This window comes from Thioclava sp. F34-6 (genome assembly GCF_002213235.1).
In the GTDB taxonomy this organism is placed as follows: Bacteria; Pseudomonadota; Alphaproteobacteria; order Rhodobacterales; family Rhodobacteraceae; genus Thioclava; species Thioclava nitratireducens.
Map to the genome: position 1 here is coordinate 405063 of NZ_NBOA01000003.1, position 21323 is coordinate 426385.

The 21323-nt window shown below is 64.6% G+C and carries 21 protein-coding genes; 7 read left to right on the plus strand and 14 right to left on the minus strand.

The features are described 5' to 3' along the window. Nucleotides 1-70: 70 nt before the first annotated feature. Nucleotides 71-1456, plus strand: coding sequence for a magnesium transporter (gene mgtE / locus B6V72_RS08140; RefSeq protein WP_075776115.1), 1386 nt, complete (start codon nucleotides 71-73; stop codon nucleotides 1454-1456). Continuing rightward, nucleotides 1453-1989 (plus strand): 5-formyltetrahydrofolate cyclo-ligase, encoded by a 537-nt coding sequence (locus tag B6V72_RS08145; RefSeq protein WP_088719038.1) that lies wholly within the window; start codon nucleotides 1453-1455, stop codon nucleotides 1987-1989. Before mgtE ends, B6V72_RS08145 begins: the two co-directional genes overlap by 4 nt. Here B6V72_RS08145 and purU read toward each other — a convergent pair whose 3' ends face one another. From purU to B6V72_RS08165, 4 genes are all read right to left on the minus strand, one after another. Beyond that, a complete protein-coding gene (purU, locus tag B6V72_RS08150) occupies nucleotides 1990-2886 on the minus strand; it encodes a formyltetrahydrofolate deformylase (protein ID WP_075776113.1) in 897 nt (298 codons plus the stop codon). It lies immediately after the preceding gene. 144 nt (nucleotides 2887-3030) lie between these two features. Then, nucleotides 3031-3981, minus strand: a complete 951-nt coding sequence (locus tag B6V72_RS08155) for a cation diffusion facilitator family transporter (protein WP_075776112.1) — start codon at nucleotides 3979-3981, stop codon at nucleotides 3031-3033. Between the two features lie 114 nt (nucleotides 3982-4095). Then, nucleotides 4096-4857 carry a VCBS repeat-containing protein gene (locus tag B6V72_RS08160; RefSeq protein WP_088735291.1) on the minus strand — a complete coding sequence of 254 codons (762 nt, stop codon included), beginning with the start codon at nucleotides 4855-4857 and terminating at the stop codon, nucleotides 4096-4098. Then, nucleotides 4857-5180, minus strand: a complete 324-nt coding sequence (locus B6V72_RS08165) for a 2Fe-2S iron-sulfur cluster-binding protein (protein ID WP_075776110.1) — start codon at nucleotides 5178-5180, stop codon at nucleotides 4857-4859. The genes B6V72_RS08160 and B6V72_RS08165 overlap by 1 nt, the downstream gene beginning before the upstream one ends. Nucleotides 5181-5346: 166 nt before the next feature. On the opposite strand from B6V72_RS08165, the gene B6V72_RS08170 reads away from it, so the two are divergent. Together B6V72_RS08170 and B6V72_RS08175 are read left to right on the plus strand one after the other, a co-directional pair. After that, nucleotides 5347-5910: a peptidoglycan-binding domain-containing protein gene (locus tag B6V72_RS08170; protein WP_077701156.1), complete on the plus strand. Its 564-nt coding sequence runs from the start codon at nucleotides 5347-5349 to the stop codon at nucleotides 5908-5910. A 109-nt stretch (nucleotides 5911-6019) separates the two neighbouring features. Next, nucleotides 6020-7255, plus strand: a complete 1236-nt coding sequence (locus B6V72_RS08175; protein ID WP_088735292.1) for an MFS transporter — start codon at nucleotides 6020-6022, stop codon at nucleotides 7253-7255. A gap of 48 nt (nucleotides 7256-7303) precedes the next feature. Here the strand turns inward: B6V72_RS08175 and B6V72_RS08180 are convergent, their stop codons facing one another. From B6V72_RS08180 to B6V72_RS19495, 7 genes are all read right to left on the minus strand, one after another. Beyond that, nucleotides 7304-8776 (minus strand): DegQ family serine endoprotease, encoded by a 1473-nt coding sequence (locus B6V72_RS08180; protein WP_088735293.1) that lies wholly within the window; start codon nucleotides 8774-8776, stop codon nucleotides 7304-7306. A gap of 175 nt (nucleotides 8777-8951) precedes the next feature. Beyond that, nucleotides 8952-9143, minus strand: a complete 192-nt coding sequence (locus tag B6V72_RS08185) for a DUF2065 family protein (RefSeq protein WP_075776108.1) — start codon at nucleotides 9141-9143, stop codon at nucleotides 8952-8954. After that, a complete protein-coding gene (locus B6V72_RS08190; RefSeq protein ID WP_077701158.1) occupies nucleotides 9143-10078 on the minus strand; it encodes a protease modulator HflC in 936 nt (311 codons plus the stop codon). Before B6V72_RS08190 ends, B6V72_RS08185 begins: the two co-directional genes overlap by 1 nt. Further along, nucleotides 10075-11271 carry an FtsH protease activity modulator HflK gene (hflK, locus tag B6V72_RS08195; protein ID WP_075776107.1) on the minus strand — a complete coding sequence of 399 codons (1197 nt, stop codon included), beginning with the start codon at nucleotides 11269-11271 and terminating at the stop codon, nucleotides 10075-10077. Before hflK ends, B6V72_RS08190 begins: the two co-directional genes overlap by 4 nt. A gap of 55 nt (nucleotides 11272-11326) precedes the next feature. Further along, nucleotides 11327-12679: a glutathione-disulfide reductase gene (gor, locus tag B6V72_RS08200; RefSeq protein ID WP_088735294.1), complete on the minus strand. Its 1353-nt coding sequence runs from the start codon at nucleotides 12677-12679 to the stop codon at nucleotides 11327-11329. A gap of 139 nt (nucleotides 12680-12818) precedes the next feature. Further along, a complete protein-coding gene (rpiA, locus tag B6V72_RS08205; protein ID WP_075776105.1) occupies nucleotides 12819-13604 on the minus strand; it encodes a ribose-5-phosphate isomerase RpiA in 786 nt (261 codons plus the stop codon). 58 nt (nucleotides 13605-13662) lie between these two features. After that, nucleotides 13663-13785 (minus strand): hypothetical protein, encoded by a 123-nt coding sequence (locus B6V72_RS19495; protein WP_255415015.1) that lies wholly within the window; start codon nucleotides 13783-13785, stop codon nucleotides 13663-13665. 149 nt (nucleotides 13786-13934) lie between these two features. On the opposite strand from B6V72_RS19495, the gene B6V72_RS08210 reads away from it, so the two are divergent. Together B6V72_RS08210 and B6V72_RS08215 are read left to right on the plus strand one after the other, a co-directional pair. Then, nucleotides 13935-15314: an L-serine ammonia-lyase gene (locus B6V72_RS08210; protein WP_088735295.1), complete on the plus strand. Its 1380-nt coding sequence runs from the start codon at nucleotides 13935-13937 to the stop codon at nucleotides 15312-15314. Between the two features lie 460 nt (nucleotides 15315-15774). Then, complete coding sequence (locus tag B6V72_RS08215; RefSeq protein ID WP_088735296.1) at nucleotides 15775-17154, plus strand: DEAD/DEAH box helicase; 1380 nt, start codon at nucleotides 15775-15777, stop codon at nucleotides 17152-17154. A 51-nt stretch (nucleotides 17155-17205) separates the two neighbouring features. On the opposite strand, the gene B6V72_RS08220 is transcribed toward B6V72_RS08215, so the two are convergent. Further along, nucleotides 17206-18105 carry an HNH endonuclease gene (locus B6V72_RS08220; protein ID WP_088735297.1) on the minus strand — a complete coding sequence of 300 codons (900 nt, stop codon included), beginning with the start codon at nucleotides 18103-18105 and terminating at the stop codon, nucleotides 17206-17208. Between the two features lie 25 nt (nucleotides 18106-18130). After that, nucleotides 18131-19489 carry an aminotransferase gene (locus B6V72_RS08225; protein ID WP_088735298.1) on the minus strand — a complete coding sequence of 453 codons (1359 nt, stop codon included), beginning with the start codon at nucleotides 19487-19489 and terminating at the stop codon, nucleotides 18131-18133. Nucleotides 19490-19655: 166 nt separating this feature from the next. Between B6V72_RS08225 and B6V72_RS08230 the strand changes: the two genes are divergently transcribed. After that, complete coding sequence (locus B6V72_RS08230) at nucleotides 19656-20606, plus strand: LysR family transcriptional regulator (protein ID WP_088735299.1); 951 nt, start codon at nucleotides 19656-19658, stop codon at nucleotides 20604-20606. A gap of 6 nt (nucleotides 20607-20612) precedes the next feature. Here B6V72_RS08230 and B6V72_RS08235 read toward each other — a convergent pair whose 3' ends face one another. After that, the gene (locus B6V72_RS08235) at nucleotides 20613-21266 is read right to left on the minus strand and encodes a thiamine diphosphokinase (protein WP_088722176.1); all 654 of its coding nucleotides are present in this window, start codon (nucleotides 21264-21266) and stop codon (nucleotides 20613-20615) included. Nucleotides 21267-21323: the final 57 nt, after the last annotated feature.

Sequence of the window (21323 nt, forward strand, 5' to 3'; positions counted from 1 at the left end):
TTTCGGCTCCGCCCCCTGTCCATCTGCGAGAAAACAGCTATGTTTCACGCGCGATCCGAACGGGGGCGATATGGCCGAAGCACTTGCCGAAGAGACAGAGCGCGAGGAAGAGGATTATCGGCTGAGCGGGGAGCTGGTCGAGGAAATTCTCGATGCCGTCGAGCAGGAAGATGCGGAGCGGTTGAGCGAGCTTCTCGAGCCGCTGCACGCCGCCGACATCGCCGACCTTATCGAACAGGTCTCCGGCCACGAGCGGCGCGAAATCCTGCGGCTCTGGGGCCGCCAGATCGACGGCGAGATCCTGACCGAGATCGACGAAGGCATTCGCGAGGAAGTTCTCGCAAGCCTGCCGCCGGAAGTCCTGGCCGACGCGGTGCGCGAGCTCGACTCCGATGACGTCGTCGACCTGATCGAGGACCTTGAAGAGCCGCAGCAGGAAGCGATCCTCGGCGCTCTCGACGAGACCGACCGGGCCGCGGTCGAGAAATCGCTGGGCTATCCCGAATATTCCGCCGGTCGTTTGATGCAGCGCGAGGTCGTGACCGCGCCCGAGCATTGGACAGTGGGCGAGACGATCGACTTCCTGCGGAAAGCGAAATGGCTGCCCGACCAGTTCTATCACGTGACCCTTGTCGATCCGGGGCACCACCCGATCGGAAATGTCACCTTGGGACGAATCCTGTCGGCCCCGCGTGCCTCGAAGCTGACCGATATCTGCGAGGAGGAATTCCGCAAGATCTCGGCCTATCAGGACGAGGGCGACGTGGCCTACGCGTTCAACCAGTATCACCTGATCTCGGCCCCGGTCGTGGACGAGGATGACAGGCTGGTCGGCGTGATTACCATCGACGACGCGATGTCCGTTCTCGACGAGGAACACGAGGAAGACATCCTCCGCCTCGCCGGTGTGGGCGACGAATCCGCGATCTCGGATACCGTTCTGGAAACCGTACGTCAGCGCCTGCCGTGGCTTTTCGTAAACCTGCTGACGGCGATCCTCGCCTCGGCGGTGATCTCGATCTTCGAGGGCACGATCCAGCAACTTGTGGCGCTGGCCGTCTTGATGCCGATCGTGGCTTCGATGGGTGGCAATGCGGGCACGCAGACCCTGACGGTCGCGGTGCGCGCGCTGGCGACCCGCGACCTGACCGACAGTAACGTCTGGCGCGTCGTGCGACGCGAAACCATCGTGGGGCTGCTGAACGGTCTCGCCTTCGCGGTGGTGATGGGAGCAGTTGCCGCCTTCTGGTTCTCGGGCGCGCAGCTTGGCATTGTGATCGGCTTGGCGATGGTCATCAATCTCGTTGTCGCCGCGCTGTCGGGCATCCTGATCCCGCTGGCGCTGGAGAAGCTTGGCGCAGACCCGGCGCTGGCCTCGGGCACGTTCGTCACGACAATGACCGATGTGGTGGGCTTCTTCGCCTTCCTCGGCCTCGCCTCCGTCGTGTTGCTTTGAGCAAGGATCTCGCGCGCAAGGACGCTTTCGCGGCGCGCAAAGCCGCCCATGCCGCCGATGAAGGGGCTGCGACGCGAGCGCTGACGGCGGCGCTGGAGCCCTTCGCGGGCAAGGTGCTGGCGGGCTATTGGCCGATCCGGACCGAGCCCGATCCGCGCCCTGCGATGATCGCCCATGGCGGGCCGCTCTGTCTGCCGGTTGTGGTGGAGCAGGCGCAGCCCCTGGTCTTTCACCGCTGGACACCCGAGACCGAGATGATCGCGGGCGCTTTCGGGGCGCATGTTCCGGCGGAGGGCGAGGAGATCACACCCGAGGTGCTGATCGTCCCGCTGCTGGCTTTCGACGCGCAGGGCTTTCGGCTGGGCTATGGTGGCGGCTTTTACGACCGCACGCTGGAGGGGCTGCGCGCACGCGGCCCCGTCACAGCGATCGGCTTTGCTTTTGCGGCGCAGGAAGTTCCGCAGGTGCCCACCGAGCCGACGGATCAGCCTCTCGACATGATCGTGACCGAGGCAGGCGTCCTACATTTCTGATTAGCCCATCCGCTCGGAGGCGTAGGCGCCGGGCGAGGCGGGGAAGACGACCGTCTTGTTGTCGTTCAGGAACACCCGGTGCTGCACATGGGCGTGGATCGCACGCGACAGCACCTGCGCCTCGACGTCGCGGCCCAGCGAGACGTAATCCGACGGGCTCTGCGCATGGGTAATGCGCACGGTGTCCTGCTCGATGATCGGGCCTTCGTCGAGATCGGCGGTCACGTAATGCGACGTCGCACCGATCAGCTTCACGCCACGCTCATAGGCCTGCTTGTAGGGGTTCGCGCCCTTGAAGCTCGGCAGGAAGGAGTGGTGGATGTTGATGATCCGGCCGGACATTTTCTGGCACAGCGCATCCGACAGAATCTGCATGTAGCGCGCCAGAACGATAAGTTCCGCACCCGACTCATCGACCACGTCGAGCAGGCGCTTCTCTGCCTCGGGCTTGTTCTCCTTCGTCACCTTGATGTGGTGGAAAGGCAGGTCATGGTTCACGACGACCTTCTGGTAGGTCATGTGGTTGGACACCACGCCCACGATCTCGATCGGCAGCGCGCCGATGCGCCAGCGATAGAGAAGATCGTTCAGGCAATGGCCGAAATTCGACACCATCACCAGAACCTTCATCTTCTCGCGCGAGTCGCGCACGGCCCAGTCCATCTCGAACTCCTTGGCGACCGGCTCGAATGCAGCGCGGATCGCGTCCGCATCCTTGCCTTGCTCCGAGACGAAGCTCACGCGCATGAAGAACTGACCGGTCTTCTGGTCGTCATATTGATGCGAGTCGGTGATGTTGCAGCCCTGATCGGCCAACACATTCGCGATCCCCGCGACGATCCCCCGCGTGGAGGGGCAGGCAACGGTGAGAACGTAGGCGTCGGCAGTCTGGGTCATGTCGCATCCCTTTTGATCTTTCGCCCGGTTTCCTAGCGTGCCGGGGGTGGGGACACAATCACCCCGTGTCAGGGGAGGAGCGCGGGAGAAAGCGACGGCGTTGCGGTGAAAAGCGGCATCGCGTCGGGGGCGAGGCGCGCGGAGTCAGGCTGCAGCGTTTTCGCGCTGTGTGCCGCGCAGGGATTCGATCTCAAGGAAAACGCTGGAGACCTCGGGATGGGCCTCGTGGATTTTCTTCTGAACCTCCTCGACCGCGTGGAAGATCGCCTCGGGCGACAGGCCTTTTTGCATTTTCAGTTCGATATTCACCAACACCTGCTCGGGGGCGAAATGCATTGTCAGAAGCCGTTTGACCTCCGCGACTTCGTCGAAACCGGTCGCGATCTCCCGGATCGATTTGCGCACGTCTCGGTCGGCGGCTTCGCCCATGATCAGCGCGCGAGTCTCGTAAACCAGAATGATTGCGACCACGATTAGGATGAGCCCGATCACGATCGAGGCTGCGCCGTCGAAGAACGGGTTCTCGAAGGTCACCGAGAGATAGACGCCAAGCGCTGCAGCGAGGATACCCAGAAGCGCCGCACTGTCTTCGGCGACGACGACGAAGATCGACGGATCCTTGGAGCGGCGGAACGCCTTGAAATAGCCTTCCCCCGGTTTGCGTTGCTTCAGGAGCTGGCGGATCGCGATCACCCAGGAGGTGCCCTCGGCAAAGAACGCCACGAGCAGGACGCCGTAGTTCCAGATCGGCTTCTCGATCGGCTCTGGATGCTGGATATGGACCATGCCCTCGTAGACAGACAGCCCGCCGCCGATCGCGAAGAGCAGCATCGCGACAACGAGCGACCAGAAATACAACTCTTTGCCATAGCCGAACGGATGTTTCTCGTCCGGCTCCTTGCGGCTGCGCTTGTGGCCCAGAAGCAGCAACCCCTCATTGCCGGTATCGACCACCGAGTGGAACGCCTCCGCCAGCATCGACGAACTGCCCGTGAACGCCGCGGCCACGAATTTCGCGATGGCGATCAGAAGGTTCGCTGCGAGCGCGCCATAGACGGCAATCGGCTTTTCTTCGGAGGCTTGGGCTTCGGCCATGAACGGAATCCTGGATCGGGGCGCGAGACGGGGAGGAACGACCTCGCGCCGGTGTCGTCGTGCTGGATCAACACGGTGCGGGCAGGCCGGTTCCCGAACCGCCCGCGTGCGAGGTCAGATGCCGCAGCCGATCGCCTTCGCGAAACTCGCGGGCGAGGTGTCGTCAGCGATGCGTCTCCATGCCACGGTTTGCTTGGGCGTGACCGAGAGAGACAGCAGACCCGACCAATCGAAACTGGCGACGATGATCTCCGGCCCGGCGCCGCAATCGCGCAGGCCGCCCATGATCGTGTCCGAGCCGAAGTGGTGATTGGTGAATCTCCCGCCCGCGAAGCTCGGGTGCAGCGCGCCGTCGCGATATTCGAAAATCCGCAAGACGCCCAGCCGATGCGGCGCGTCGATCAGCGCGATGTCGCGATGTCCGTTGCCATCGAAATCCGCGACGCCGATGGGCGCGAGCCAATGGTTCGGCTCTCCCACGAAATCGGTCGCGGCGAGGAACTTCGGTTTGCCGGATTTTACCGTGAGCACGAGGAGCCGCGAACCCAGCCGGAGATGCGATTGCACCACGATCACCTCGTCGATCCCGTCGCCGTCGAGATCGCTCAGGCGTGGTGCCGTGTCCTCATAGACGAGATCGGGATCGAGGCGCAGGTCGTAGGTCAGCGTGCTGTGGCCTGAGAACAGCCCCTTGGCGTCGCCTGCCTTGCGGGTCACGTCGATCTGGAGATTCGCGAATTCATGCTCGGGGCCGAGTGCGCGGTGACCGTAGCGATCCGTGGGCTCGGTGAACCGCGCGGCGACCGACATTTCGGCCCGCGCGGGCAGGGCGGCAGCGGTGACCAGCGCAAAGGCGAGGGTCACCGCGCGGCGCATCAGATCTGCTTTTCGGGAAGGTTGACGATCAAGCCGTCGAGTTCGTCGGTGACCTTGATCTGGCAGGTCAGGCGCGAGGTGACGGGATCGGGTTCGTACGCGAAATCAAGCATGTCTTCTTCCATCGGATCGCGCGGAGGCAGCTTCTCGATCCAGTCCTTGTCGACATAGACGTGGCAGGTGGAACAGGCGCAGGCGCCACCGCAATCGGCGTCGATGCCGGGCACGCCATTGTCGCGCGCGCCTTCCATCACGGTCATGCCGGGCTTCACGTCGATCTCGTGACGGGTGCCGTTGAATTCGACATAGGTGATTTTCGCCATAGCTCGGGGCCTCTTGTTCGTGATCAAAACGCGAATGCCGGCGGGGCCGGTCGCAAGTGATCTAAGCTGCTTTCGGCGATTTGGCCAGAGGTGGGCGGTCACGGGCAAGGGATTGCCGCGGCGTGGATATTGGCTACTCTGCGCGCCGAGGCAGGCGGAGACGAGAATGCGGCAGATCGCTGAAAACTTCGGCACGGCGCGTGCGATGCTGGTCGCGCTGGGTGTTGCGATGGGGCTGGCGGGCTGTCAGCCCGGCACGCAGGGGGCGTACGCTACTCCGAAGGACCCGCCCGCCAAGACGCTCGCCCATGTGCTGCAAAGCCGTCCGTCCGCTGATGATGCGCGGGGCTGCTTCACCGAACTCAAAGGCCCTGCCAAGGTCGAGACGGTGACTGGACAGGTAGAGGTGATCCCCGAACAGCGCGATCCGAAGACCGGCAAGGTCACGCAGCCCGCGATTTACCGCGAATTGAGCGGCCAGAAGCTCGTCGATAGCGGCAAGCCGCGCTATTTCGAATCCGTTTGCTCGGAGGATCTGACGCCCGCTTTCGTTGCGATGACCCAGCGTGCGTTGGCGCTGCGCGGGCTCTATTCCGGCCCTGCTGACGGAAAGCTGGACCCGGCGACGGGCCGCGCGATCGCGGCCTATCAGGCGCCGCGCGGCCTCGACAGCCCGACGCTCTCGGTGCGCGCAGCACAGGAACTCGGCCTCTATATCTGGTCGGACTGAGCCCTCTCACGCCGCCATCGCGGCGCCGCACACCCCTCTGCGCAGGCGGCGGGGTTGTGCCGGTCGGCGGAACCGTCTCTAACCGGGGATCAAGGGATCAGGGGGCACCATGCGAAAGTTATTCGGCAGTAACCTGCGCTTCATGCGCGACAACGCCCGCTGGCTCGGCGCGGGTTTCCTGCTGACGCTGTTCTCGTCCTTCGGGCAGACTTTCTTCATCGGCCTGTCGGGCAATGACATCCGGGCGACATTCGGCCTGTCGGGCGGCACCTTCGGCGCGCTCTACATGGTGGCGACGCTGGCCTCGGCCTCGACGTTGCCCTTCCTCGGGCGCACGCTCGATCTGATGCCCGGCTGGAAGGTGGTGCGCTTCACCATCCCGCTGCTGGCGCTGGCCTGTGTCGGGATCACGCTCGCGCCGAACCTGATCTTCCTGACTCTCGCGATCTACATGCTGCGGCTCTTCGGGCAGGGCATGATGACCGAGATCGCTTTCACCGAGATCGGTCGCTGGTTCGTCGCGAGCCGCGGCAAGGCGATGTCGCTGGTCGTTCCGGGCCAACCCTTCGGCTCCGCGGTGCTGCCGGTTCTCGTGGTGTTGGTCGCGCAGGCGAGCGGCAACTGGCACCTCGCATGGTGGCTCTCGGCGGCGTTGCTGGTGATGATCGCATGGCCGCTCCTGATGCGCCTGATGCAGGTCGAGCGGGTGCCCAACGCCACCGAGGTGCAATCGAGCGCATCGGGCACAGCGCGCGACTGGACCCGCGCGGAGGTGATCCGCGATCCGGTCCTCTACATGCTGCTGGCAGGGCTGCTCGCACCGCCCTTCATCGGTACGGTGATTTTCTTCCATCAGGGCTACCTGACGGAGTTGCGCGGCTACTCCCCGCTCGCCTTCGCCGCGGCCTTTCCGGTGATGTCGGCGGCCACTGTGGGCTTCGGCTTTGTCTGCGGCGGGCTGATTGACCGGTTCGGCGCGCTGCGCCTGCTTCCATTTGTACTGGCGCCGCTGACGCTGGCCTCGCTGACGGTCGCGCTCGTGACGCCGGTCTGGGGCGTCTATGTATTCATGGGCCTTCTGGGCATGTCGAACGGGTTCACAGGGACGCTGATGGGCGCGCTCTGGCCCGAGGTCTACGGCGTGAAAAACCTGGGCGGCATCCGCGCGATCATCGTGGCCTCGATGGTGCTCTCGACCGCAGTGGGGCCCGGGATCACCGGCGTGCTGATCGATATGGGGGTGGAGCTTCCGACCCAGATGCTGGGCATGGCGCTGTGGTGCGTGATCGCCGCCGGAAGCCTGACCATTGCCGCCCGCCGGGTGCAGGCGCGCGAAGCGCAATGAAAAAGGCGCCCTGCGGGGCGCCTTCTCATTCGTCTTGAACGGTGCGGATCACTCCACGGGGAGTGCCACGAAACGCGGCTCGCCGGCGCGGCGGATCAAGAGCAGGATCGACTTGCGCCCGGCCTCTTTCGCCGCCTGCACGCGCTCTTCGAAATCGCCGACCGCGGAGACAGGTTTCTGTCCGACCTCGGTGATCAGGTCACCGACACGCAGGCCCTTCTCGAAGGCCGAGGAAGTCTCGTCGATCTGCTTGATGACGAGGCCGTTCGCTTCTTTGGTCAGGCCCATCTCGGTGCGCAGGTCATCGGTGAGCGGCGTCACGGTCAGGCCGAGCATGTCCTTCTCGACCTCCTGCGGGGCCTGAACGGCTTTCGGGGGCTGCTCGCCCTCGGCGGCCTCACGGCGGCCCAGCGTCACCAGAAGCGTCTTGGTCTCTCCATCGCGCAGCACGGTCACGCGGACTTTCTCGCCCACCGGAGCATCGGCCACCCGGCGCACCAGATCGCGGGTGTTCTTGACCTCGCCGCCATCAAACGAGGTAATCACGTCGCCCGACTGGATACCGGCTTCCTTGGCGGGGCCGTCCGGCACTTCCGAGACCATCGCGCCTTCCGGCTTGGGCAGGCCCATCGCCTCGGCCATGTCGGCGGTGACGTCCTGGATCTTCACGCCTAGCCAGCCGCGCCGAGTCTCGCCGTATTCCTTGAGCTGTTCAACAACCTTCTGGACCACGTTCGACGCCATCGAAAAGCCGATCCCGATCGAGCCGCCATTGGGCGACAGGATCGCGGTGTTCACGCCGACGACCTCACCTTCAATGTCGAAGAGCGGGCCGCCCGAGTTGCCGCGGTTGATCGCCGCATCGGTCTGCAGGTAGTCGTCATAGCTGCCCGAGAGCTCGCGGTTGCGCGCGGAGATGATCCCGGCCGAAGCGGAGAAGCCCTGGCCCAGCGGGTTGCCCATCGCCATCACCCAGTCGCCCACCCGCACGGCGTCGCTGTCGCCGAAGGCCACGAAGGGCAGGGGGGAGTCGCTCTCGACCTTCAGCAGAGCGATGTCGGTTTTCGGGTCGGTGCCTACGAGTTTCGCATCGAGCCGCTTGCCCGAAAAGAACTCGATCTCGATCTCGTCTGCATCTTCGATGACGTGGTTGTTGGTGACGATGTAGCCGTCTTCCGAGATCACGAAGCCCGAGCCGAGCGCGTTCGAGCGGCGCGGTGCGCCCCGCCCGTTCGGGCCATTTGGCCCGTTCGGGTTCGGCAGGCCGAAATCGCGGAACAGATCCTCGAAGGGCGAGCCGGGCGGAAAATTCGGCATGTTGCCGGTCGGTGCGGCCACCGTGGTCGAGGTGGTGATGTTTACCACCGAATTGGACACCTGATCGACAAGTTCTGCAAAGCTTTCGGGGGCGGCGCGGGCATAGGCCGGCGCGGCCAGCGGTGCGAAGGCGAGCGCGACGGCAAGCGTCGCGGCGCTGAATCCGGCGCGCAGAGTCGATCCGGGTCCGGTGAGGAAATTCATGTAGCTCTCCCTTGCTTCGCCGGTCCGGAGGCCGGCGCGATGCTCTCTTTGAGTTGAAATGTAGGAGCAGCGAGGGACGAAGGGAAGTTATTCGCCAAAATTCACGACAGGAAATTGCGTCGCAGGGGGGCGAAGCGGGCGCTCTCTTGCGCCTAAGATGCGGGGAACTGAGCGGTTATCCGAAGACGCGCAGCGCCCAGAGGATCGCCACGCCCGCTGCCAGAGTCGCAAGGCCAAGCGTGCGCCGCTGCCCCGCCGACATGGCGCGCAGCGCGTCCAGCGCCTGCTCGATACGTGAAGGGGCCAGCGCAAGCGCCAGCCCCTCGATCACAAGGACCAGTCCCAGACCGGTCAAAAGCATCGCCATCACTGGCCGACCTGGCTCGCAGATCCGTTGCCCCGGCTTGCACCGGTTTCGGGCCCCGGGTTCTCCCCGATCGAGCGCAGGAAGCGCCCGTAATCGAAGTAGAGGCTGTCGGGCTGCGTCACCAGCGACGAAGTCTGCGTCTTCATCGACTGCGCGTAGAATTGCAGCGCGCGGACGAATGCGAAGAACTGGCGATCCTTGCCATACGCATCCGCATAGACCTTGTTGGCCTGCGCATCGGCTTCGCCGCGCACGATCTCGGCCTGCTTCTTGGCCTCGGACGTGACCTCGACCGCAGTACGGTCGGCGGTTGCGCGGATGCGCTGTGCGGCCTCGGCGCCGCGGGCGCGCTCGTCTGCGGCCTCGCGCTCACGCTCTGCCCGCATCCGGCCATAGGTGGAGGCCAGGTTCTGCTCGGGCAGGTCGGTGCGGGTCAGACGCACGTCGATCACGTCGACGCCCAGCGAGAGCGCCTCGCGCCGTGCCAGATCGCGGATCCGGTTCATCAGCGGCGTCCGGTCGTCCGACAGCACCGCCGTCGAGGGGACCGAGCCCAGAACTTCGCGGATCGCGTTGTTCAGGATGCCATCGATGCGGCTCTTGGCGATCTGCTCGCCGCCCCCGCCCACGGCTTCGCGGAATTTTACCGCATCGACAATGCGCCAGCGCGCGAAGGCGTCGACCACGAGACGGCGGTCGTCCTCGGGTGTGACTTCGAGCGGCTGCGTGGTGAGGCTCAGGATGCGGTCGTCATATTTGACGATCGTATCCACGATCGGGATCTTGTAACCGAGACCCGGCTCCGTCTTCACCTGCTGCACCTCACCGAAGCGCAGCACGAGGGCTTTTTCACGCTCGTCCACCACGAAGACCGAGTTCAGCCCGAGGAAGATCAGAACAACGAGAACGGCAATTGCGATAGGTCCGCGCATCAGTTGCTTCCTCCATTGTTGGCGGTCGATTTGGTGGTGCTGGGCGCCGAGCTGTTCGACGTCGAGCTGGAGTTCTTGCGCAACTGGTCGAGCGGCAGGTAGGGCACGACCCCACCGGCGCCGTCCTTGGTGTCCACGACAACCTTGTCCACATTTTGCAACAGCTTGCCCATGGTCTCGTAGAACATCCGGCGCTTGGTAACTTCGGGCGCTTTCTCGTATTCCGTCAGGATCGAATTGAAGCGCGCGGCGTCACCTTCGGCTGCGTTCACGATCTGCGCGCGGTAGCCTTCGGCCTCTTCCTTGACTTGAGCGGCCTCACCACGAGCACCTGCCGTCACCTTGTTGGCATAGGCGTCGGCCTCTTTCTCGAGACGGTCCCGCTCCTGCTGCGCGGCCTGCACTTCGCGGAAGCTGTCGATCACCTCGCGCGGCGGATCGGCGCGGTTGAAGTTCACGCGGACGATGTTGATGCCCGCATCGTAGCTGTCGAGCGTCTTTTGCACCGCCGTGCGCAGATCGGCCGCGATCTCGCCACGCGCGGTCGACAGGATCGGCGCGAGGTTCGAGCGCGCGATGATGTCGCGCATCGCGGATTCGGAGACCGCGCGGATCGTGTCCTGCGGATCGCCGAGGTTGAACAGGTATTTCGCCGGATCGCTGATGTTCCAGACCACCTGGAACTCCAGATCGACGATGTTCTGGTCGCCGGTCAGCATGAGGCCGGTATCGTTCGTGCCAGCGCGGCCCGAGCCGATATCAACGGTCTGTTCGCGGGTCACCGGAACCTTGGTGTAGGTGAGGAAGGGCCACGGCGCGAGATTCAGGCCGGGGCCCTTGGTCGCGTGGTAGCGCCCGAACATGAGCTCCACCGAGCGTTCTTCAGGGTTTACCTTGTAGAGCGAGGAGCCGAGCCAGATCGCCACCACGGCCACGAGGCCTATGATCACGGCGATCTTGGTCGGGAAGGGGGGCTTGCCGCCTCCGCCGCCATTGGGACGGTTGGGGCGATTGCCGCCGCCCTTGCCGCCCATCAGCACGCGGAGCTGCTCCGAGCCCTTGCGCATGAATTCCTCGATTTCGGGGATCTGGCCGCCCTCACCGGGACGTCGCTGACCGGGGCGTTTGTCTTCGCGGTCGTCATCGCGGTCGTCGCCGCCACCGCCTCCGCCGCCCCAGGGGCCTCCGTTGCTCATATGCTCCTCACCTTTCCGTTATCTTCTCGGACAGTTGGGTATCTTTTCCGTGATTTCAATAATGTCTTACCGGGTTCCGCATGGTCACGAGCTCTTCGCCCATCGTCGGGTGGACCGCGCAGGTCGCGTCGAACTGTTCCTTGGTCGCCCCCATCTTGACGGCGATGCCGACCATCTGGATCAATTCGCCCGCTTCGGGCGCGACGATATGGCAACCCAGCACGCGGCGCGTTTCGCGACACACGATCAGTTTCATCAACACACGCGCGTCGGAGCCCGCAAAGCTCGAGCGCATCGGCCGGAAGCTGGAGACGTAGACCTCGGCATTGCCGCGCTCCTCGGCCTCTTCCTCGGTGATGCCGACGGTGCCGAATTCGGGCTGGGTGAAGACGGCGGAGGCGACCAGTTCGTGGTCCGAGGGCCGGGCGTTCGCGCCGAAGACGGTATCGGCGAAAGTGTGGCCCTCGCGGATCGCGACCGGGGTCAGGTTGATGCGGTCGGTCACATCGCCCACGGCGAAGATCGAGGGCACGTTGGTCTGCGACCATTGGTCGACCATGACCTCGCCGCGCTCGCCCAGTTCCACGCCTGCTGCTTCGAGGCCGAGCCCCTCGGTGTTCGGCGTGCGACCCGTCGCGTAGAGCACCGCGTCGAACTCGTCCTCGCGCCCGTCGCCGCAGGTCACTTTCAGGCAGTTCTCGGTCTTCTCGATCTCGGTTATGACGACATGGGTGTGAATTTCGATGCCGCTCGCCTGCATCTGGTCGACGATCAGGTCGCGTGCCTCGCCGTCGAAGCCGCGCAGCAGCGGCGAGCGGTTGTATTGCGTGACCTGCACGCCCAATCCGTTGAGGATGCAGGCGAATTCACAGGCGATATAACCGCCGCCGACGATCAGGATGCGCTCAGGCAAGGTGTCGAGCTTGAAGATGTCGTTCGAAGTCATCACCAGGTCGCAGCCCGGGAACTCGGGTACGAAGGGCCGTCCGCCGACCGCGACGAGAATGTGCTTGGTGGTGATCTTCGTGCCATCGGCCAGCGTGACCTCATGCGGGCCCGAAACCGTCGCGCGCTGGTCAAAGACCTTCACGCCCGCGTTTTCCTGTCCCCGGCGGTAGATCGCTTCGAGCCGGTCGAGCTCCGCATCCAGCTTGCCGCGGAATCCGGGCCAGTCGAATTGACCTGCATCGGCGCTCCAGCCATAGGCGCGCGCCTCCTCGATGGCCGCCGGCGCGGTGGAGGCGAAGACCATCAGTTTCTTCGGGACGCAGCCGCGAATGACGCAGGTGCCGCCCATCCGGTATTCCTCGGCCAGCGCGACGCGCGCACCGTGACCGGCGGAAATCCGGGCCGCTCGCACCCCGCCCGAGCCGCCGCCGATGACGAAGAGATCATAGTCGAAGCTCATGGGAGGCCTTCCTTCCTTGTGGTCCTTGCGCATTGGCTTAGCGGTCCATGCGCTCAGGAGCAAGGCGGGGGAGGGAGGGTGAGGCGCGCGGAACGGGGATGCGGCGCAGCTTTGCATCCCCGGGCGCGCGCCGCGCGGATCAATCCATGTCGCGGAAGATATTCTCGTCCTCGGCGAACTCGATGGTCTCGTTGGCGACCGTGCCCTCATTGATGTCGCGGATCTCGACCTTGCCGTCGGTGCCGCCGATGATGACCTTGTCGCAGATGTCGATGAAGAGGCCGTTCTCGACGACGCCGGGAATCTGGTTCAGCACCAGCGCCAGCTGACGCGGGTTGCCGATGCGGTTGAGATGCAGATCGACGATATAATTGCCCTCGTCGGTCACGAAGGGCTGCTGACCGTTCAGGCGCAGTGAAGTCTGGCGGCCCATTACATCCATCGAGTCCAGCAGTTCCTCGATCAGCGCGCGGGTGACCTGCCAGCCGAAGGGGACGACCTCGACGGGCAGGGGGAAGGCGCCCAGATGGTTCACTTCCTTGGAGGCGTCGGTGATGACGATCATCTGGTCCGACGCGGTGGCCACGATCTTTTCCTGCAGCAGCGCGCCGCCGCCACCCTTCACCAGGTTCAGGTCGGGGTCGAATTCGTCCGCCCCGTCGATCGTGATATCAAGCCATTTCGCCTCGTCGAGGGCCACGACCTTGATGCCCACCTGACGCGCGAGATCGGCGGTGCGGGTCGAGGTCGGAACCCCGATCAGTTGCAGGCCTTCATCGCGAATACGCTCGCCAAGGCAGCGCACCATCCAAGCGGCGGTCGAGCCGGTGCCGAGGCCCACGCGCATCCCGTCTTCGACGAAGTCAACGGCACGGCGGGCGGCGGCGAATTTCGCCTTGTCGATCGGGGAGAGGTCGGCAGCCATTTGGCACTCCATTCGTGGGCAGTCTGAGTTGCCGACGCTTATAGGCAATCCGGGGCGTTCAGGCGAGGGCTTTGTCGATCCGTGCTAAGCGCAGGAGGAATTGTCGCATCCCGCCCGCCATCAGCCGCGCGGCATCGGATCGGGAGTCGGTGCCGTGCCTGAACCGCGAAGGCGTGGTCATTGCCGAGCGTCCTTTCGCCCGTCAGGTTGCGCGAAACTCCTCCATGTCGCGTCAACGATGTTGCTTTTGCGCGTGATGGGGTCGTTTTGGGGCTGTTGGTCGGCGGGCGAAACCGGCAGTCTGGGCCCAAATCAGGGCAGGGAGGTCGCATGTTTCTGAGCGTATTCGACATCTTCAAGATCGGCGTCGGGCCGTCCTCGTCGCATACGATGGGGCCGATGGTGGCGGGCGCGCGGTTTCTCGACGCGCTCCGGGCCTCGCCCTTCACCGCGCATGGGGTGCGGGTACGGCTGCACGGCTCGCTCGCCTTTACCGGCAAGGGCCATGCGACGGACCGCGCGGCGATCCTCGGGCTCGCGGGCGTTGTGCCCGAGAGCTACGATAACGATCTGGCCGAGAAATTGCTGGCCGCGAATGCGCGCGATCACCTGTTGAAGCCTGACGGATTGCCGCCGCTGGCCTTCGACCCCGAGGCCGATCTGATCTTCGACTACGACACGTCGCTGCCCGGCCACGCCAACGGCATGGTGATCGAGGCGCGCGACGCGCAGGGCGACGTGTTGATGCACGAGGTCTATTACTCGATCGGCGGTGGCTTCGTGCGCACAGAAGCCGAACTGGCCGCGGTCGACGATGCGGCCCGCGACGCGCCGAGCCCGGTGCCGTTTCCCTTCAAGACCGCCGAGGAAATGCTGGCGATGGCCCATGCCTCCGGGCTGAGCATCGCGCAGATGAAGCGGCGCAACGAGGCGCGCTTCCGTGGTCCTAAGGAGATCGACGAGGGTCTCTCGAAAATCTGGGTCACGATGCGCGATTGCATGGAGCGCGGATTGACGAGCGATGGCGAATTGCCAGGCGGGTTGCGGGTCAAGCGCCGTGCCAAGGCGATCCATGAGAGCCTGAAGGCGGATTGGGGCCAGAACCTCGCTCCGCCGCATCAGATCAACGACTGGATCTCGGCCTATGCGATGGCGGTGAACGAGGAAAATGCCGCCGGCGGGCAGGTCGTCACTGCACCTACGAACGGAGCGGCGGGTGTGCTGCCTTCGGTGATCCGCTACTGGCTCGATCATGTGCCTTCCGCATCCTCCGCGAAAATCCCCGATTTCCTGCTGACCGCGGCGGCGGTCGGCGGGCTGATCAAGACCAACGCGTCGATCTCGGGCGCCGAATGCGGCTGTCAGGCCGAAGTCGGATCGGCGGCGGCGATGGCGGCGGCGGGACTGGCCGCCGTGCTGGGAGGCACGCCTGAGCAGATCGAGAACGCGGCCGAAATCGCGCTGGAGCATCACCTCGGGATGACCTGCGATCCGGTAAAGGGGCTGGTGCAGGTGCCCTGTATCGAGCGCAACGGTCTGGGCGCGATCAAAGCGGTGTCGGCGGCTTCGCTGGCGCTGCGCGGGGACGGCACGCATTTCGTGCCGCTGGACGCGGCGATCGAAACGATGCGCCAGACGGGCCGCGACATGCACGAGCATTACAAGGAAACGAGCCTGGGTGGGCTAGCGGTGAACGTGCCGAACTGCTGAGGATGCATTATCCGTGCTGAGGGCCTCGCCCGATCGCGGGTGGGCGCTCACGCGATAGGTGGCGGGTACTTAATCGTGCCATTTCTCCCCAAGACCGAGCGCGCGCAGGTTGCGCGAAAGCGCCCTGGGGGGCGGTCGGGCGCGGCCCGGGGTGGTCGCCCGGGCGGGCCATCACTTCGAGGGAAGCCACCAAAACACGCTCCCCCTTGACTTTTAGCGCCATCACGCGCATTTAGCCCACATCGCCGCGCTGCCGCGTGAGCAAGCCGCGCCCGAGAGAGGCGCACCGGCGATACCTCCCGAGTTCCCATTCACGCAGGGTTCTGACACGCGAGACCGGACCACGCGGGACTAGCCCGCCTGTCCCGAGGTCTGCGTCAACCTGCGCTCCGGACACTCCCGTCCGGGCTGATCGCCGTGCGCATCCCCGCGTGGGAGCCTCGGCCATAAAGGATAGGCATTGTCCGATTTCTCTTCGCTGGGGCTCTCCCCGGCCATTCTCAAGTCGCTCGCACGCGCAAAATTCACCCAGCCGACCCCGATTCAGGAAAAGGCGATTCCGCTGGTTCTTGCGGGCCATGACGTGCTGGGCCTCGCCCAGACCGGCACCGGCAAGACGCTGGCATTCGGCCTGCCGCTCATCGACAAACTGATGGCGCAGCCGGGCAAACCTTCGCCCAAGACCTGCAAGGCGCTGATCCTCGCGCCGACCCGCGAACTGGTGAACCAGATCGCCGACAACCTCTCGGGGCTCGTTCAGGGTACCAAGATGAATGTCGCCACCGTCGTCGGCGGCCAGTCGATCAACCGTCAGATCACCATGATGCATCGCGGCAACGACATTCTCGTCGCGACCCCGGGCCGTCTGATCGACCTTATGGATCGCGGCGCGGTCGACCTGCGCTACACCCGCCATCTGGTGCTCGACGAGGCCGACCAGATGCTCGACCTCGGTTTCATCCACGCGCTTCGCAAGATCGCATCGCGCCTTGGCACCCCGCGCCAGACGCTGCTGTTCTCGGCCACGATGCCGAAGCAGATGGAGGAGATCTCGCAGGCCTACCTCACCGATCCGAAGCGTGTGCAGGTCTCGCCCCCCGGCAAGGCCGCCGACAAGATCACCCAATCGGTGCACTTCCTCGACAGCAAGGCCGAGAAGGCCCGCAAGCTGCGCGATATTCTCTCGGCCGACATGGGCGCGCTGACGCTCGTCTTCGCCCGCACCAAGCATGGCGCGGAAAAGCTGATGAAGAGCCTCCGCGCAGATGGCTACAACGCGGAATCGATCCACGGCAACAAATCGCAAGGCCAGCGTGACCGCGCGATCAAGGGCTTCCGCGATGGCAAGGTCAACGTGCTGGTCGCGACCGATGTGGCTGCGCGCGGGATCGACATTCCGGGCGTATCCTATGTCGTGAACTTCGACCTGCCGGACGTGCCGGATGCCTATGTCCACCGTATCGGGCGCACCGCGCGCGCCGGTCGCGAGGGCGAGGCGATTGCCTTCTGCTCGCCGGACGAGGCGGATAACTTCCTGCAGATCGAAAAGCTGATGAAGATCGAGATCCCGACCGCGAGCGGCGAACGCCCGTCCGAGGCCGTGCGCCCCTCCGCGCGCGCAGGTCGTGGCCGCGGTCGCGGCGGTCCGCGCTCCGGCGGCAACAAGGGTCGCGGCGGCAAGCCCCAGGGCAAACCGCAGGGGCAAGGCCAGGGTCAAGCTCAGGCCCAAGCGCGCTCGAAACCGCGCGCGGAAGCCAAGCCCAAGGTCGACGCCGGCGGCAACGCTACGCCGAAGCGGCGTCGCCCGCGTCGGCGCAACGCAGGAGCCGCGAGCGCGTAAGAATTGGAAAGGCCGCGTCAAGGGACGCGGCCTTTTGCTAATAAGACGTTGTCAGCGGTCGCGGGCTTTGCTGCGTATTTCGTCAACCCCGGTGCGAAGGTCATGGGTGTAAGTTATCGGAGCCGTCTTGATGCCTGAATCCGGAAACTCCACAGTGAAGCTGAGAGTCCCAAACAAACGGACTTGGACCTGAGCATTTGGTCGGTTTCCTTGAAACGCAATTCCGTGAAATGGGGCGCTTGCGGTAGCCAATCCCACCTCAATCAGGGCATCTGCGCTGGCTTCATCTTGATCGGTCAGGATACGTCTGACTTCTTGAAGTGTGTGGTTGCGCAGATAAACGGCTCCGCCAAGAATGAGGGAGACGAATTCAAACGCAATCTTCAAAGGCACAAGTGGACTTAGCGCAGGCTCATCGTATGTTGGACGAGCCGGGTGATTTTGCCACCTTTTGATGAAGACTCCGTGTCCGAGGTCCACCTCCGTATTCGGCGGAGCTGCTTCCCAGGTTTTTACAGCACTATTTATCTCGCGATCTGAGGCGCCACTTTTCCCCAGGATGGACCGGATTTTTTGTGCGGCTTCCATCTCGGGGACAATGAGAGAGCTGTCATTTAATTTCGCTGCTCCAAGCACTCGATCTTTTCGCAGCTCTGCCGTTCTATCGTTATCACCGAAACTTTGCTTATATCTCGCTCCAACTTCGAGGCGGTCGCGCAAATCGCTGATGCTTTCGCCATGCTGACCCGCAGCTTTGCGTATCTCGGGGGCAATCCGAGCGTCGGCTTCGAACCCGGCGCCGAACCGCTCGTTGCAGCTTTTGCACAGAAAACGACACGTCAGTATCCCGCCAAAACTTCGAGGAATAATATGTTCGATGGAGAGATCCGCTTCTTGCATGCAAACGATGCAGCGCGTGTCATTCCAGTTGAGGCCGCTGGAAATTGTCATGCAACTCGCTCTCTTTAGGTAGCCCTCACCCCACCTCGGCGAACACCTTCTTCAGCGCCGTCTCCAGCTTCTCGAACATCTCGTCCATCTGCGGCTCGGTCAGGATGAAAGGCGGACACAGCACCACCGATTGCCCGAGCGGCCGGCAGATCAGCCCCTGATCGGTGCAGGCATTGGCGATGCGTTCCGAGACCGAGAGCGACCCGTCGAAAGGCGTCTTGCTCTCGCGGTCCTTCACCGCCTCCAGCGCCCACATGTAGCCCACGCCGCGCAGTTCTCCGATATTGGGGGTTTGCGCGATCTGGGCGAGGCCCGCCTCCAGTCGCGGGCTCAGGCGGCGGACATTCTCGGCCAGCCCCTCGTTCATCACCACGTCGATCGCTTTCAATGCGATCGCGCAACCGACCGGGTGGCCCGAGGCGGTGAATCCGTGGGGGAATTCCTCGATCGCCTCGGAGGCGGCTTGCAGGCGGGCTGACAGTTCCGGGCCGAGGATCACCGCACCCATCGGGAAGAACCCGGCGGTGAGGTTTTTCGACGAGATTATCGCGTCGGGCTGGAAGTCATAGGTTTCGCAGCCCCATGTGTTGCCGGTGCGCCCGAAGCCGCAGATCACCTCGTCCGAGATCAGCGGGATGTCGTATTTCTTGAGAATCTTCGCGACCGCCTGGAAATAGCCCTTCGGCGGCGTGATCACCCCGCCCGCGCCCATCACCGGCTCCGCGAAGAAGCCCGCGATCGTGTCCGCGCCTTCCTTGATGATCGTCGCTTCCAGCTCGTTCGCGAGGCGCTGGGTGAATTGCTCCTCCGTCTCGCCGGGTTGCCCTTCGCGCCAGTAATGCGGGCAGGTGAGATGCAGAAACCCCGGCAGCGGCAGGCCGAAGACCGAATTATAGGGCTTGCCCGTCATCGAGGCCGAGACCGCCGTGACCCCGTGATAGGCGTTCTTGCGGGTCAGGATCTTGCGCTTCTGCGGCTTGCCCTCGGCGGCGTGCAGGAACCACAGCATCTTGACCATCGTGTCATTCGCCTCGGAGCCGGAATTTGTGTAGAACACCTTGCCGTCGCCGAAAGGCGAGACCTCGATCAGCTTCTCGGACAGCATCACCGTCTGGTCCGACATCCGCCCGAAGAAAGCGTGATAGCCCGGGAAGCGCGCATATTGCGCCTGCGCCGCCGCGATCAGGCCGGGATGGTCGAACCCGGCGACCATGTTCCAGAGCCCCGAATTCGCATCGAGATATTTCCGCCCCTCGGTGTCGAAGATGTACGGCCCCTCGCCATGGGTCACGACGACCGCGCCGCGATCGTGGATCGTGGGCAGATCGGTGAAACCGTAGAAGCTATGCGCATCGGCGCGGGCCTGCCAGCTTTGGTCTTTCATCTCGCGACTCCTCCGGGATGGGCGATGGATGGAAGCGAGGCTATCCGCGGCGCGGCCGGCGTCAATGCTCTACGATGTCCCATGGTTGCGCGCGGCTTGCGCACCGGGGCGGGGCAGGGCAGTCTGCGCGGCAAGACTTATCGCCTCCCCGACTACGGAGCCTCCCATGCCCGCCGCCCATCCCCGCATCAGCCTCTGGGCGGTCGAGGTCTTCGTGGCCACGGCAGAGGAAGGCGCGACTACCGCCGCCGCGCGCCGCCTCGGCGTTTCGGCCTCGGCGGTCAGCCAGCAACTCGCAGGTCTGGAAAGCGCTTTGGGCGCGGAGCTTGTGGACCGTTCGGCCCGGCCGTTCGCGCTGACGGCTGCCGGGCGGGCCTTCCTGCCGCATGCCGAGGCGATGTTGGACGAATTGGCGCGGGGCCGCGCCGGGGTGGGCCAAGCCGATCCGGCGGGGCTCACGAGTTTCCGGCTGGGCATGATCGAGGATTTCGAGGCCGAGGTGACGCCGCTCCTGCTGGCGGGCATGGCGGATGAGCTCAGCACCTGCCGGTTCGAGCTGGAAACCGGGCCGAGCCACCGCCTGCTGTCGAAGCTCGAAGCGCGCGGTCTGGATGTAGCCGTCGCCGCCGAGCCGCAGGGCGCCGCGCTCGACGGGATCGAGCTGCATCCGCTTCTGACGGAACCGTTCCTCGCCATCCATCCCGCCGATGCGCCTGCGCAGCGCGATCCGCCGCTGCCGCTGATCCACTATTCCCAGCGCACGCTGATGGGCCGACAGATCGCCGCGCATCTCGCGCAAACGGGCAAGGCGCCGCCGCATCAACTGGAACTCGACAGCTACCCAGCGATCCTTGCGCTGGTCGCGGCGGGGCGGGGTTGGACGATCCTCACGCCCTCGGCGGTGCGCCATGCGCCGCGCGCGGGGCTGGCGCTCTCGCCGCTCGACGGGCCGCCTTTGACCCGGCGGATCGTGCTGGCGGCGCGCGACGGGATGATGGCGGATTGGCCTGCGAAAGTGGCGGGCCGACTGCGGACGCTGCTGCAAGAACGCGTGGTCGAACCGGCTCTGGCGGAAGCGCCGTGGCTGGAGGAGACGTTGCGGGTCGAGGCGGGCTAGGGCGGCTCAGCCGATCCCCAAACCGGCCAGCGCGGCAGCGAATTCCTCGCGCGGCAGCATCATCAGTGCCGGGCCGTCCATCACGATCCTCACGGAGCCCGTCGCGCGGTTCGAGGTGCCGACCCGCTCGGCGGGGGTAAAGCCGATCCCGTCGAGCGGCCAATGGAGCCCTTCCGAGCGCGCCTTTACCTCGCCGAAAGGAAACAGTGATACGCGCGTGCCTTCCGCCAGATCGAGCGAGAGCGACGGAGGGCAGCGGAAGATCACCTCCTCCTCAGCAAGCATCACCACCCGATGCGGCGTGCGGATCAGGTCGGTCATCGCGGCCAGCGTGTGATCCAGCCGCATCCCCGTGAAACCGAGCGCGAGGATGAACGGTGCCTCGATCCGTTGCAGGGATTTCGCGAAATCGGTGCTGTCCTGCTCGGCCACCTGATGGACGCGTGGGCCCAGCGATGCCCGTGCCGCATCCGACAGAGAATCCAGATCGCCGATCACCGCTTTCGGGGTCAGGCCCATCGCCAGCGCGCGATCTCCGCCACCATCGGCGGCCACGAGGCAGGGGGCGATTGTCAACGCTTCGTCAACATCCGCCTGTTTGATCGCGCCGGCGCCGAGAAGCGAAACCCCGGTTGACGAATGGACAATACTGCTAATCATGGATTGATTGATGACGATTGTGGCAAAGAAAGACAATCGAGACCGGTAAAAAACCTT